The following is a 13,505-nucleotide window of genomic DNA, read 5'->3' on the forward strand; positions in this document are numbered from 1 at the left end:
CCTCTAACCACAGTCAATTCCCTACCAAACCACTCAACTATCCGCCTGAAATCTGTTAAAATACCGACCTATCCTAATAAATATAGCATCAAAAGGCACACAATCATGGCTCTTTTGCAGATTTCCGAACCCGGCATGTCCGCCACTCCGCATCAACACCGCCTCGCCGTCGGCATCGACTTGGGTACGACCAACAGCCTGGTTGCCACCGTCCGCAGCGGCAGCCCGGTTTGTCTGACCGATATTGACGGGCGCACCACCCTGCCCTCCGTCGTCCGCTACGGCGAAGGCGACGCTGTCGAAGTCGGCAAAACCGCCCTTTCCGCCCAAAAAACCGACCCGCTGAACACCGTCAGTTCCGCCAAACGCCTGATTGGCCGCACACTTACCGACCTCGCGCATGAGGCGCAATACCTGCCCTACCGGTTTACACCCAACGAGCGCGTGGTTGAGTTGAACACCCGTCAAGGTGCCAAAACGCCTATCGAAGTGTCGTCTGAAATCCTCAAGGCCCTCAAATCGCGTGCCGAAGAAACTTTAGGCGGCGATTTGGTCGGCGCCGTCATTACCGTTCCCGCCTATTTCGACGATGCCCAACGCCAAGCCACCAAAGACGCCGCGCGTTTGGCAGGCTTGAACGTCTTGCGCCTCCTTAACGAGCCGACCGCCGCCGCGATTGCCTACGGGCTGGACAACGCCTCCGAAGGCACGTTTGTCGTTTACGACTTGGGCGGCGGTACGTTCGACGTATCCGTATTGCAACTGACCAAAGGGCTGTTTGAAGTCAAAGCCACCGGCGGCAACAGCGCATTGGGCGGCGATGATTTCGACCACCGCCTGTTCTGCAACTTACTCGAACAAAACGACCTTTCCAAACTCAACGAGCGCGACAGCCAGCTTCTGCTTTCCCTTGTCCGCGCCGCCAAAGAACAATTAACCAACCAAACCGAAGCCGTCGTCGAAGCCACGCTTTCAGACGACCGCAAAATCCATACCGTCATTACCCGCCAAGAATTTCACCACCTGACGCAAAATCTGGTGCAAAAAACCATAGAGCCGGTCAAACAGGCCCTGAAAGACGCGGGCGTGACCAAAGCCGACATCAAAGGCGTGATTATGGTCGGCGGTTCCACCCGTATGCTGCACGTTCAACAAGCGGTCGCCACCTTCTTCGGACAAACCCCGCTGAACAACCTCAACCCCGACGAAGTCGTCGCGCTCGGCGCCGCCATACAGGCGAACATCCTTGCCGGCAACAAAACCGACGGCGAATGGCTGCTGCTGGACGTTACCCCCTTGTCGCTCGGCTTGGAAACCTACGGCGGTCTCGCCGAAAAAATCATCCCGCGCAATTCCACCATCCCCACCGCGCGCGCGCAGGATTTCACCACCTTCAAAGACGGTCAAACCGCCATGACGATACACGTCGTACAAGGCGAGCGCGAACTCGTTTCCGACTGCCGCAGCCTTGCCAAATTCACCCTGCGCGGCATTCCACCCATGACCGCAGGCGCGGCGCGTATCCGCGTTACCTTCCAAGTTGACGCCGACGGCCTGCTGTCCGTTTCCGCCCAAGAACAAAGCACCGGCGTACAGGCGCAAATCGAAGTCAAACCTTCCTACGGCTTGGACGACGACACCATCACCCAAATGCTCAAAGACAGCATGAGCAACGCCGCCGAAGACATGGCGGCACGCGCCCGCGCCGAAGCCGTCGTCGAAGCCGAAAGCCTGACCGACGCCGTCAACGCCGCCCTTGAATTGGATAGCGATTTGCTGGATGCCGAAGAATTGCAACAAATCCAGCAAGACATCGCCGATTTGCAAGGTCGTCTGAAAAACGGCAACGCCGAAGACATCCGCGCCGCCGTCGCCAACCTCAGCCGCAGCACCGACAACTTCGCCGCCAAACGCATGAACCGCAACATCCAACGTGCGCTGACAGGGCAAAGTGTGGACGATATTTGATGGCAAACAGTTTCAGACGACCTCGAAAGACACAAAGGTCGTCTGAAAAAATTCAAACACTATTTTTCAGACGACCCCATCCTATGCAAAACCCTTCCATCCCCCAAGACTGGAACGTTTATTTCAGCCGCATTGGCGACGCACCCGCCGCCTTACGCATCAACCTTGCCTTAATCGAAGTCGCGCCGCTGGCAGAGTATCCGCAGCATGTGCGCGTCAGTATGAAATTGGAACAAACCAACGAACACGGCTTCCCGACGCCCGAAGAAAGCGAAGCGGTTTACGACCTCGAAGACCAAATCGACCGACTGGCGGGCAACGACAACATTCCCGCAGGCATAGTCACCACAAACGGCGCGGCAAATTGGCATTTTTACAGCCGCGATGCCGAAACCTTCGCCCAAGCCTGCCGTACCTTGCTGACACAAAACGACCGCGTTTGCGACATCACAATCAGCGAAGATGCCGAATGGTCGTTTTATCAAGAATTCCTGTATCCGGACAGCTACGAGTTGCAAGCTATCCGCAACGAGCAGGTTTTACGCCGTTTCCGACAAGACGGCGACCGCCTCGATAAGCCCCGCCCCATCGACCACTGGCTGTTTTTCCACACCGAAGCAGACCTGAATGCAGCAGCCGCCAAAGTCGGCACATTAGGCTATACCGTCAGCGACAGCGGCCGCATCGAGCAGGAAGAAGACCACCCGAGCTACCGTCTGCAACTTTCCAAAAACGCCCCGCTCACCGACATCGACAACGACACATGGGAGTTGATCGATATCGCCCAAGAAAACAACGGCGACTACGACGGCTGGGGCAGCATATTAGTCCAATAAAGCATCAGGTCGTCTGAAAACACACCGGCAGCCCCGTTCAGACGACCCGCATCCACTTTGACCTTAGGAGAATCCCATGAGCGAATCCATTGTTTACGGTATCGATCAGGAAAATGAACTCATGAACCGCGCCTTCGAACAGGCACGTTCCACATTCAAATATTTCTGGCGCGAGCTGTATTGGGAAAACCGCCGCATCATACCCGCCTTGGATTTTGCCATGGTCAAAGTACCTTTTTTCCAAGACAGCGAAGACGGCGAAATTTGCGAACATATGTGGATAAACGACATCTACTTCGACGGCCTCCACATTTTCGGCACGCTGGTCAACGAACCCAACGACCTGACCAATGTAGAACAAGGCGAAAGCGTTTGCGTTCCGGTTGACGATATCAGCGACTGGATGTTCCTGTGTAACGGCATCCCCTACGGCGGCTTCACCGTACAGGCAGTCCGCATCCAAATGACGCCGCAAGAGCGCGCAGAACACGATGCTGCATGGGGAATCGACTTTGGCGATCCCGAAGAAGTCTTGCTGGTTTACGAAGAAAAAGAACACCCCGAAAATCTGGACGAACATCCGATGTGCCGAAACTGTCTGGACGACTTCCGCCAACAGCTGGCACAAAACCCGGATTACCTGCGCGAGCAAGACGAAGACGGCTACACACCGCTCCATCACGAAGCCATCGCAGGCAACGCGCCCCTGGTCAAAGCCATGCTCGAATTGGGTGCAGACCCGGCCGCCACCACGCAAGAAGGACTGACCGCCCTAGACTTTGCCCGCCTTATGGACTGGCAAAACGTCATCGAGATACTCGAACCACGCCACTAAACCATAGGTCGTCTGAAAAAAGAAAAGAAAAATGTCCGATCGATTTCGACTAATCATACCGACAATACTGAAATTCATTTGGGCCCTTGTTTGGCGGCTGACCGTCTCTATTTCGCTCGGAAAGACCGTATCTCATTTTTTACCACACGAACACGAAACTTACACCCAAGGCAGCAAAATAAACGCCTTGTTTCAAATCGCCGTTCGCCCAACTGATGACAGTAGTTGTGCAGTGAAACCATGGAATGAGTTCAATGCCGAGCAGGATAAAGTGTGTACGTACCGCCTTGATCAAAATGATTGCTACGTAAATTCGAAAATTACTTGCAATGTAAAACGTATCAGTACTGAAGAATACGAACTCATTTATACTGACCCCTTCTTCACAGAGGAAAGAACCAGTCATTACCGTATAACTGAAGGTCGTGTAGAACCCTTGTCTTTTACCTTCGACTCATCCTCACGCAGATTTGAAGCAGGACTACTAGCCGGCATCTTCACCCTTCTTCTGACTTTAGTACCGCTACTTTACTGTACGTGGCGACGCCGTAGAAAAATTCAGGCGGCAGCCAAGAAAGCAAGAATGACCGAACAACATAAAGACTGACCATACTCAATGCCGCACACCTTCTTGACCGACAAACAGTCATCAAGATATTTGAACCACCCGACTAAACAAAAGGTCGTCTGAAAACCAAGATACAATTTCAGACGACCTCCAACCCACCAAACATGAGACTTTGGCACCAAACCCTTATCCCGCTACTTCCCCGCGCCCAGCTTCTAGGGCAACACCGCGAATGCGCCGCGCTTCGCGGAGCAGGCTGGGGCAGGCCGCACGCGACGGTGAATTACGTTTTCACCCATTCGCCTTACAAACTCTATCTGTATCACGCGCTGATTATGGAAGAAATGGAAAAACGCGGCTACAAACCCGACCCGTTGTGGAAAGACCCGCTGTACCGCGGCAAGGCGGTTGCCCCTTATGCCGCACACGATACCGAAGCCGCCGATTCGCCGATTTACCCCGAACACGATGACGCTTATTTGGACGAATGTCTGGAAAATTTAAAAAGCAAAGGCATCGTGTTATAGTGGATTAAATTTAAATCAGGACAAGGCGAGGCAACGCCGTACTGGTTTAAATTTAATCCACTATATAAACGGTTTCAGACGACCCCTTCATTACAAAAGGTCGTCTGAAATAATAAACAGCCTAAATATGAGCAAACCATGAACAAACTTACAAATCTCCCGTTCAAGGAAAAAGTTAACGAACTCAATGAAAATCTCATTGCTTTTGCAGAACCAGAAACTGTATTCTGTGAAAAACAGTCATGGCTAAAAAATCATTTTTTGCCCATGATGAGTATAGATTTAGGAGAATTTAAAACAGAATGGAGTGGCACTATCGTCCATCTTATCAACCCAATCGAACCTTATGGATACAATATAGGTGGCTGCACACCCGCTTACCACAATGAATTTATTGGTGAAAACTGGCTGGCTTTCCGTTTGACAGACGATAACAAATATGAATTTTTGGGAGAAGAAGGCTATTTCACCCGCAGTCCTCAATACAGAGAGAACTTAAAACAAATACTTTGCGCCGATTTCGATCCCAATGCTTTTGAAAACAAAGACATTCTGGAAACGTGTAAAGAAGAATTTTATCAAGAAGCACTGAAGTATTTCGATGAATCTGTTCAAATCTATCAAGAGAACAAATCAGATTTTGAAAAACGAGAGGGGCTGTACGGCGACGAGCCTTACGATAATACCTATTCTGGTCTATATCTTGATAGATTAGGCGGAGTGATTAAAGGTGGAAATTGGGTAGATACTAGTCCCATTCCTCCCGCCTTCACTCTAAAAGAAGACAAGGATTGGAACGTATTCATAGAACACCAGGGCAATCCTTTCTACCATATTGCCTCATGCTCAGGATATGGATACTCCAACGGAGCAGATGACGTAATTCTGCTCTACGAACCCGTCAGCCGGATTGCATTATTTACATTCGAATGGACATAGAACACAGAATATTGTTAAACCCCACCATTATCAAACCACTCATTACAAGAGACAATAAAAATGCCCAAAATCACCGTACTCCCACACGCCGTATTATGTCCCGAAGGCGCTGTCATTGAAGACGCACCCGAAGGCAAAACCGTCCTTGACGTGCTGCTCGACCACGACATCGAAGTCGATCACGCCTGCGAAAAATCCTGTGCCTGCACCACCTGCCACGTCATCATCCGCAAAGGCTTCGACAGTTTGGAAGAACCGAGCGAGCTTGAAGAAGACCTGCTCGACCAAGCATGGGGCTTGGAAGCCGACTCGCGCCTGAGCTGTCAGGCGGTGGTTGCCGACGAAGACTTGGTGGTGGAAATCCCCAAATACACCATCAACCACGCGCGCGAAGATCATTGATGCAAAGAGGTCGTCTGAAACGGATACAGCAATGTTCAGACGACCCCTGCCAAATTTTGAGCAAACAAAAAGTCGTCTGAAACTGCCTTACCGACCGTTTTCAGACGACCTTCCTTCAAATCGCTGCCAAATCGTTTATTTGGAACGTGGAACGACAAACCTTAAGCGGGATACTTTCATCGAAGCGACGGTTTGCGCAACAGGGTAATTTTCCACTCTGCCTTTAGCGTTCAGCATACTGAGGCTGCTGCCATGACGGGTAATGATACTCTTAGGTTCGGGCTTCGGTGCCGGTTCGTTTTTTGTTGCGGTTGTGACGGATTTTGGCGGCTCGGGGACATATCCCGCCAAGCCGAAGCGTTTGATGATTTCGTTTGCGGCATCCATATAACGCTGTTTTGCTTCTTCGTTCTCCACCGCCATATCGTCAAGCGCCACAGACACGTCGTTTCCGCAGCCGACAATGCGTTCCGCAATACGCGAATACACCATCCAGCGTTTCAAACGCAAAGCGCCCGCATCTTCGTCCGGAGCGGCAGCATCCAAAGCAATCATGCCGTAACGCTTGCCATAACGGAGGCGCAAGGAAAGACGCTTCAGCCCTTCGCTATCATCCAACATCTGATAAAGCTCGCGGATAAGCAGCAGCAGGCGGTCGAACACCCCCGCTTTGGCAAGATAATTAGGATCATCGGAGGCGAGCGCGTAAATAAGTTTGGATAATTTGGCATTGAGTGCGTTGTTCATCGATTTTCCTGTTATTCATACTATAATGGATTTCTTTAAGAACCATTCCAAATGATTTGGTTGCATGACAAAGTGTAAATTTTCCTTAGTGAAAGTCAGAAAAATGTATTAACGTACGCCTTGAAAATATTACATAGGAAAATACCATATGCGATTTCAGACGCATTAATCATTGCCGACACGAATTTTCCCCAAAGCATTAAAACCTAAACAAGCCATCCCGAATCAACCCATTCGGACACTCCAAAAGGAACGACATCATGAAATGGACAGACACCCAACGCATCGCTGAGGAACTCTACGACCTGCACGGCGACAGCATCGACCCGAAAACCGTTCGCTTCACCCAACTGCGCGACCTGATTATGGCGCTGCCCGACTTCGACGACGATCCCGCACGCTGCGGCGAACGCATCCTCGAAGCCGTACAACAGGCATGGATTGAAGAGGCTGAGTGAGGCAACATCATTTGCAAGCTAAAAACCAAGACGTCGTCTGAAAATTTTTCAGACGACGTTTGAATGGGTTGATAGCCAACTCAAGCACAAAACATCTATTGCTTTTGCTTTACCAACAAGAATACAAGCCATTGAAATCCATTTAATTTCAAAGTATTCCCACACATCAGAATATGTATTTTCTCCCCGGCTTGCCCTCATATGAATAGAGGCAAACATAATGGCAACCATATTAAAATAATTCATAAACTTTCTGAAAATTTTGAATTTGACTCATACACAAGGCAAATTTATCATACAAGCCTGAAAACGTTTAAAAAAGACAACCGAGGTACACAGCCAATGAGTTACGCAAAAGAAATCAATGCGTTAAACAACAGCCTTTCCGACTTGAAAGGCGACATCAACGTTTCGTTCGAATTTTTCCCGCCGAAAAACGAACAAATGGAAACCATGCTGTGGGACTCCATCCATCGCCTGCAAACCCTGCATCCCAAATTCGTCTCCGTAACCTACGGCGCAAACTCCGGCGAACGCGACCGTACGCACAGCATCGTCAAACGCATCCAACAGGAAACCGGCTTGGAAGCCGCGCCGCACCTGACCGGCATCGACGCCTCTCCCGACGAATTGCGCCAAATCGCCAAAGACTATTGGGACAGCGGCATCCGCCGTATTGTCGCCCTGCGCGGCGACGAGCCGCCCGGCTATGAGAAAAAACCGTTTTACGCCGAAGACCTGGTCAAACTCCTGCGCTCCGTCGCCGACTTCGACATCTCCGTAGCGGCATACCCTGAAGTGCATCCCGAAGCGAAATCCGCACAAGCCGACCTGATCAATCTGAAGCGCAAAATCGATGCGGGCGCAAACCACGTCATCACCCAATTCTTCTTTGATGTAGAACGCTACCTGCGCTTCCGCGACCGCTGCGTAATGCTGGGCATCGACGTCGAAATCGTTCCCGGCATCCTGCCTGTCACCAACTTCAAGCAACTCGGCAAAATGGCACAAGTAACCAACGTCAAAATCCCGAAATGGCTGTCGCAAATGTATGAAGGTTTGGACAACGACCAAGCAACGCGCAATCTGGTGGCGGCAAGTATCGCCATCGACATGGTCAAAGTCCTGTCCCGCGAAGGCGTGAAAGATTTCCACTTCTACACGCTCAACCGCAGCGAGCTGACTTACGCCATCTGCCATATTTTAGGCGTGCGTCCTTAAAGCCGAAAACGGTTTCAGACGACCTCAGGGGTCGTCTGAAAAACAAAACGCCGCCCCATCCGCTCTATTCTGATTTACAATACCGACCGATTCGGATTGAACCGGTCCTTACAAAATCCAACTGGAGAGTTCAACATGACAACATTACATTTCTCAGGCTTCCCGCGTGTCGGCGCCTTCCGTGAATTGAAATTCGCCCAAGAAAAATACTGGCGCAAAGAAATCAGCGAACAAGAGCTGCTCGACGTCGCCAAAGACCTGCGCGAAAAAAACTGGAAACACCAAGCCGCCGCCAACGCCGATTTCGTTGCCGTAGGCGATTTCACTTTCTACGACCACATCCTCGACCTGCAAGTCGCTACCGGCGCGATTCCCGCCCGTTTCGGCTTCGACAGCCAAAACCTGTCTTTGGAACAATTCTTCCAACTGGCGCGCGGCAACAAAGACCAATTCGCCATCGAAATGACCAAATGGTTCGACACCAACTATCACTACTTGGTGCCTGAATTCCATGCCGATACCGAATTCAAAGCAAACGCCAAACACTACGTTCAACAACTGAAAGAAGCCCAAGCTCTCGGTCTGAAAGCCAAACCGACCATCGTCGGCCCGCTGACCTTCCTGTGGGTCGGTAAAGAAAAAGGCGCAGTCGAATTCAACCGCCTGAGCCTGTTACAAAAACTGCTGCCCGTTTACGTTGAAATCCTGAACGCTTTGGTTGAAGCCGGTGCCGAATGGATTCAAATCGACGAGCCTGCTTTGGCTGTTGACCTGCCTAAAGAATGGGTGGAAGCCTACAAAGACGTTTACGCCACTTTAAGCAAAGTAAACGCCAAAATCCTGTTGAGCACTTACTTCGGTTCTGTTGCCGAACACGCCGCATTGTTGAAAGCCCTGCCCGTTGACGGCCTGCACATCGACTTGGTACGCGCTCCCGAACAACTGGACGCATTTGCCGACTACGACAAAGTCCTGTCTGCCGGCGTTATCGACGGCCGCAACATCTGGCGCGCCAACCTGAACAAAGTTTTGGAAACTGTCGAGCCTCTGAAAGCCAAACTGGGCGAGCGTTTGTGGATTTCCAGCTCTTGCTCGCTGTTGCACACCCCATTTGACTTGTCAGTTGAAGAAAAACTGAAAGCCAACAAACCCGACCTGTACTCTTGGTTGGCATTTACCCTGCAAAAAACCCAAGAATTGCGCGTTCTGAAAGCCGCATTGAACGAAGGTCGCGATTCCGTTGCCGAAGAACTCGCCGCCAGCCAAGCTGCCGCCGATTCGCGCGCCAACAGCAGCGAAATCCACCGCGCAGACGTCGCCAAACGCCTTGCCGACCTGCCTGCCAACGCAGACCAACGCAAATCACCGTTTGCCGACCGCATCAAAGCGCAACAAGCATGGTTGAACCTGCCCCTGCTGCCGACGACCAACATCGGTTCTTTCCCTCAAACCACCGAAATCCGCCAAGCACGCGCAGCCTTCAAAAAAGGCGAACTGTCTGCCGCCGATTACGAAGCCGCGATGAAAAAAGAAATCGCCTTGGTGGTTGAAGAGCAAGAAAAACTGGACTTGGACGTACTGGTACACGGCGAAGCCGAGCGTAACGACATGGTCGAATACTTCGGCGAATTGTTGAGCGGTTTCGCGTTCACCCAATACGGCTGGGTACAAAGCTACGGTTCACGCTGCGTGAAACCACCGATTATCTTCGGTGATGTAAGCCGCCCAGAAGCCATGACTGTCGCTTGGTCTACTTACGCACAAAGCCTGACCAAACGCCCGATGAAAGGCATGTTGACCGGCCCCGTAACCATTCTGCAATGGTCTTTCGTCCGCAATGACATTCCACGCTCTACCGTGTGCAAACAAATCGCACTGGCTCTGAACGACGAAGTATTGGATCTGGAAAAAGCAGGCATCAAAGTCATCCAAATCGACGAACCTGCCATCCGTGAAGGCCTGCCTTTGAAACGCGCCGATTGGGATGCCTACCTGAACTGGGCCGGCGAATCCTTCCGCCTGTCCTCCAGCGGTTGCGAAGACAGCACACAAATCCACACCCATATGTGCTACTCCGAGTTCAACGACATCCTGCCCGCCATCGCAGCTATGGACGCCGACGTCATCACTATCGAGACTTCACGTTCCGACATGGAACTCTTGACCGCGTTCGGCGAATTCAAATACCCGAACGACATCGGCCCGGGCGTTTACGACATCCACAGCCCGCGCGTACCGACAGAAGCCGAAGTGGAACACCTGTTGCGCAAAGCCATCGAAGTCGTACCGGTTGAACGCCTGTGGGTGAACCCGGACTGCGGTCTGAAAACACGCGGTTGGAAAGAAACTCTGGAACAACTCCAAGTGATGATGAACGTTACCCACAAACTGCGTGCCGAATTGGCAAAATAAGTTTGAACTAGCGTAATCAAAAGGTCGTCTGAAAATTTTCAGACGACCTTTTTACCAACTTGATATTTCATTTTCCTATCGAACTGAACCGCCATAGCCTATCCTCCTATTGTCTTCCCCAATAATCTTTTATGACTAATGGGCAAAATAATTTATTTGGGGTATAATTACACGCAACTAAATTAAAAACAGCGGCTAACTGTATCTACTCACAAACAGCAAAATCCGCATATATCAAACAACACATTACTGCAACAAACAATAAGGATGCACACTATGGGAATCATCAGTCTTATCTTCATCGCCGTAATACTGACCGTTTTACTGCTCAACTTCAAACAAAAATTAGACCGCTGCAAAAAAGATTATCAAGAATCTTTTGTCGCACTCCGTATCGCCCTAGCGTGCCGCCATCAAGCAGTCAGACATGTTTTGGATGCTTCAAAAATTTACCTTGGACGTGAAGACGACAATGTCGACAGCAATTTATTGTCCTCATGTGGCGATGCCGAAGCCGTATTGACCCAAGCATCCAAATCGTTTTCACCGGAATCTCTTTCACGCTTGTGCAACGCAGAAGCAAGCTTGAACAACTCACTCCGCGCCCTGCAAGAAGTTTTAGAAAAAAGCCTGAAACAACGTCCCGATCAAGGCCTGAAAAGTCAGCTTGAAATGCTGGACGCCGCCGAAACCGATGTTGTATCTGCGCGACGCGCCTACAATCGTTCTGCAGAACGCTACAACCGCATGTTGAGAAAAACCATGAGCGGACTTGTTGCCAAAGTATTGGGTTATCACGCGAAAGCCAGCCTGATTAAATTTGAGGACAACAGCGTTCCGCAAATGAGCAAACACTTGATGGCTTGATAAACGTGGCGCAAATAGATCAGGATGCAACGTTGTAATTTGGTCTTAATCTGAATGTCACAAGCCATAGAAATAGCACAGAATCCATCCATTCTGTGCTTTACTATTTTCAAAAATCATTGCCTTTGGACCAAGTTACAATAACAAAGTATAGTGGATTAACTTTAAACCAGTACGGCGTTGCCTCGCCTTGCCGTACTATCTGTACTGTCTGCGGCTTCGTCGCCTTGTCCTGATTTAAATTTAATCCACTATAATATCCCTTATCCTCAAATGGAAAAACTATCCCAATCCTTTTCTTGAGAAAACAGGAAAATTATCAATCAAATTATTGCTTTTTCAAACCCTTGGCTTTAACGACGGCAATCGTACCGTCAATACCTTTCTGTTTGATCAACTCATTGAATTGATTGCGGTATACCGTTACTAAGCTTGTGCCATCCAAACGGAAATTGTAGATTTTATAAGCAGAACCTACCCGATAAAGCTGATACGCCACTTCGTATTTCTTACCGCTTTTCGTTTGAATCTCCGAGAACACATCAAACTTATTGCCGTTTTCAGTCATTTTAGGCAGCAATTTAACCTTCGCATCGGCAGCACCCACCAAAGCGGAATGGGAATACATCGAAACCACCATCTCTTTGAATGCCTGAATAAAATCTGTTTTCTGCTGTGCTGAGAAATTGCGCCAAGGCGCGCCGACTGCCAAAGCGGAAATGCGTTCATAATCCAAATAACGATCGGCATACTGCTGTATTTGTTTGACACGTTGCAGCTCACTCAAGGAAGTATTGCGTGCGATTTTCAAAACAGTATCGATATTTTGCTGCATCTGCTCTTGTGCAGGATGTGCAGCGGCAACATACGGAGCGGCAAGCACCATAGGTGCAGCCAGTATAAAAGCGGACAAATAGGATGCCATATACGTACCTATTTCTAAAAGTTTTAAAGGTTAATTGTAAAACTTTATATTTTAGAAATATTTAACGTAATGTAAAACCAAGAAAGGCAGGTAAAGAAGGCGGGAACAGCCTACATCCGACTCAATTCCCTTTGCAGGGCTTGGATGTTTTGCTGGCGGTCGAGTACCGCGCTTTGCAGACTGGTGATTTCCTGTTGGTTGACATGACCGCCTTTGGCTACGCGGGCTTGCGCCAGAGATTTTTGCGCTTCACCCAACGCTTTACGTTCATTGCTCAATTCCGTTTCCAAAATCGAACGGCGGCTAGTGCTGCCGGAGGATTTGGGCGCAGGCGTTGCTGCGACTTCAGGAGCAGGTCGGATGGGCGCAGGTGCAGGATTCGCCTTAGCGGTATTTTTAGGGGCAGGTTTTGCGTTACCGGCTCGTTTTGACGGAGCTTCGGCAGCAGGCTCTGGCATTTCTAAAGCGGGAGCATCGTAGCGCGTGCTGCTGTATTTGCCGATGGTCGGTAAATCTGCCGAATGGCAGTTTCCAGATGGGCGTGAAGTATAGACAACTTCGCCGTTGACTGTGCAGGTATAGATTTTAGAGGAAGCTTGTGCGCCTGATGCGGCGACAAACATCAGCAATGAAGCTGCCAATGCGTGAAGTGATTGTTTCATGGCAAGGTCGTAATGTGAAATAAGTAATTGTTCGATAGATATTGCATTCAGCTGTAATAGTATAACAATACCAGCATATTCTCTCAAATAGGACAGCTGACTTTTTTAATTTCAAATCAAACCGCCTTATTTGTTATA

14 protein-coding genes and 1 pseudogene are annotated in these 13,505 nt (G+C 49.9%); 11 read left to right on the forward strand and 4 right to left on the reverse strand.

Translation table 11 applies throughout. The features are described from left to right. Nucleotides 1–105 precede the first annotated feature (105 nt). The 7 genes from hscA to fdx all read left to right on the forward strand — a co-directional run bounded on the left by hscA (nucleotide 106) and on the right by fdx (nucleotide 6,075). Nucleotides 106–1,968, forward strand: coding sequence for a Fe-S protein assembly chaperone HscA (gene hscA / locus ACMYUL_RS00495; RefSeq protein WP_070514036.1), 1,863 nt, complete (start codon nucleotides 106–108; stop codon nucleotides 1,966–1,968). Beyond that, nucleotides 1,968–2,804 carry a DUF695 domain-containing protein gene (locus tag ACMYUL_RS00500; protein ID WP_342031333.1) on the forward strand — a complete coding sequence of 279 codons (837 nt, stop codon included), beginning with the start codon at nucleotides 1,968–1,970 and terminating at the stop codon, nucleotides 2,802–2,804. The genes hscA and ACMYUL_RS00500 overlap by 1 nt, the downstream gene beginning before the upstream one ends. A gap of 76 nt (nucleotides 2,805–2,880) precedes the next feature. Beyond that, on the forward strand, nucleotides 2,881–3,639 hold the full coding sequence (locus tag ACMYUL_RS00505; RefSeq protein ID WP_107812833.1) for a DUF2314 domain-containing protein: 759 nt from the start codon (nucleotides 2,881–2,883) through the stop codon (nucleotides 3,637–3,639). Between the two features lie 31 nt (nucleotides 3,640–3,670). Further along, a complete protein-coding gene (locus ACMYUL_RS00510) occupies nucleotides 3,671–4,246 on the forward strand; it encodes a hypothetical protein (protein ID WP_240600174.1) in 576 nt (191 codons plus the stop codon). Between the two features lie 125 nt (nucleotides 4,247–4,371). Further along, complete coding sequence (locus ACMYUL_RS00515; protein ID WP_070514033.1) at nucleotides 4,372–4,734, forward strand: TIGR02328 family protein; 363 nt, start codon at nucleotides 4,372–4,374, stop codon at nucleotides 4,732–4,734. A 138-nt stretch (nucleotides 4,735–4,872) separates the two neighbouring features. Continuing rightward, nucleotides 4,873–5,673 (forward strand): hypothetical protein, encoded by an 801-nt coding sequence (locus ACMYUL_RS00520; RefSeq protein WP_070514032.1) that lies wholly within the window; start codon nucleotides 4,873–4,875, stop codon nucleotides 5,671–5,673. Between the two features lie 60 nt (nucleotides 5,674–5,733). Then, nucleotides 5,734–6,075, forward strand: coding sequence for an ISC system 2Fe-2S type ferredoxin (fdx, locus tag ACMYUL_RS00525; RefSeq protein WP_003764447.1), 342 nt, complete (start codon nucleotides 5,734–5,736; stop codon nucleotides 6,073–6,075). Nucleotides 6,076–6,210: 135 nt separating this feature from the next. Here fdx and ACMYUL_RS00530 read toward each other — a convergent pair whose 3' ends face one another. Then, nucleotides 6,211–6,822: a hypothetical protein gene (locus ACMYUL_RS00530; RefSeq protein WP_342031330.1), complete on the reverse strand. Its 612-nt coding sequence runs from the start codon at nucleotides 6,820–6,822 to the stop codon at nucleotides 6,211–6,213. Nucleotides 6,823–7,082: 260 nt separating this feature from the next. On the opposite strand from ACMYUL_RS00530, the gene iscX reads away from it, so the two are divergent. The 4 genes from iscX to ACMYUL_RS00550 all read left to right on the forward strand — a co-directional run bounded on the left by iscX (nucleotide 7,083) and on the right by ACMYUL_RS00550 (nucleotide 11,780). Next, on the forward strand, nucleotides 7,083–7,280 hold the full coding sequence (iscX, locus tag ACMYUL_RS00535) for a Fe-S cluster assembly protein IscX (protein ID WP_003742471.1): 198 nt from the start codon (nucleotides 7,083–7,085) through the stop codon (nucleotides 7,278–7,280). Between the two features lie 342 nt (nucleotides 7,281–7,622). Beyond that, nucleotides 7,623–8,501 (forward strand): methylenetetrahydrofolate reductase, encoded by an 879-nt coding sequence (gene metF, locus ACMYUL_RS00540; protein ID WP_070515064.1) that lies wholly within the window; start codon nucleotides 7,623–7,625, stop codon nucleotides 8,499–8,501. 135 nt (nucleotides 8,502–8,636) lie between these two features. After that, nucleotides 8,637–10,913 (forward strand): 5-methyltetrahydropteroyltriglutamate--homocysteine S-methyltransferase, encoded by a 2,277-nt coding sequence (gene metE / locus ACMYUL_RS00545; protein WP_415771521.1) that lies wholly within the window; start codon nucleotides 8,637–8,639, stop codon nucleotides 10,911–10,913. 267 nt (nucleotides 10,914–11,180) lie between these two features. Further along, nucleotides 11,181–11,780: a LemA family protein gene (locus ACMYUL_RS00550; RefSeq protein ID WP_049231164.1), complete on the forward strand. Its 600-nt coding sequence runs from the start codon at nucleotides 11,181–11,183 to the stop codon at nucleotides 11,778–11,780. A gap of 142 nt (nucleotides 11,781–11,922) precedes the next feature. On the opposite strand, the pseudogene ACMYUL_RS00555 reads toward ACMYUL_RS00550, so the two are convergent. From ACMYUL_RS00555 to ACMYUL_RS00565, 3 genes and pseudogenes are all read right to left on the reverse strand, one after another. Then, nucleotides 11,923–12,045: pseudogene (locus tag ACMYUL_RS00555) on the reverse strand (IS5/IS1182 family transposase); the annotation flags it as partial. 63 nt (nucleotides 12,046–12,108) lie between these two features. Beyond that, nucleotides 12,109–12,705, reverse strand: a complete 597-nt coding sequence (locus ACMYUL_RS00560) for an MlaC/ttg2D family ABC transporter substrate-binding protein (protein WP_415771524.1) — start codon at nucleotides 12,703–12,705, stop codon at nucleotides 12,109–12,111. A 110-nt stretch (nucleotides 12,706–12,815) separates the two neighbouring features. Beyond that, nucleotides 12,816–13,367: a hypothetical protein gene (locus tag ACMYUL_RS00565; protein ID WP_415771525.1), complete on the reverse strand. Its 552-nt coding sequence runs from the start codon at nucleotides 13,365–13,367 to the stop codon at nucleotides 12,816–12,818. Nucleotides 13,368–13,505 lie beyond the last annotated feature (138 nt).

Origin of the sequence: Neisseria sp. CP9 (genome assembly GCF_047758525.1) — a bacterium.
Lineage (GTDB): Bacteria > Pseudomonadota > Gammaproteobacteria > Burkholderiales > Neisseriaceae > Neisseria.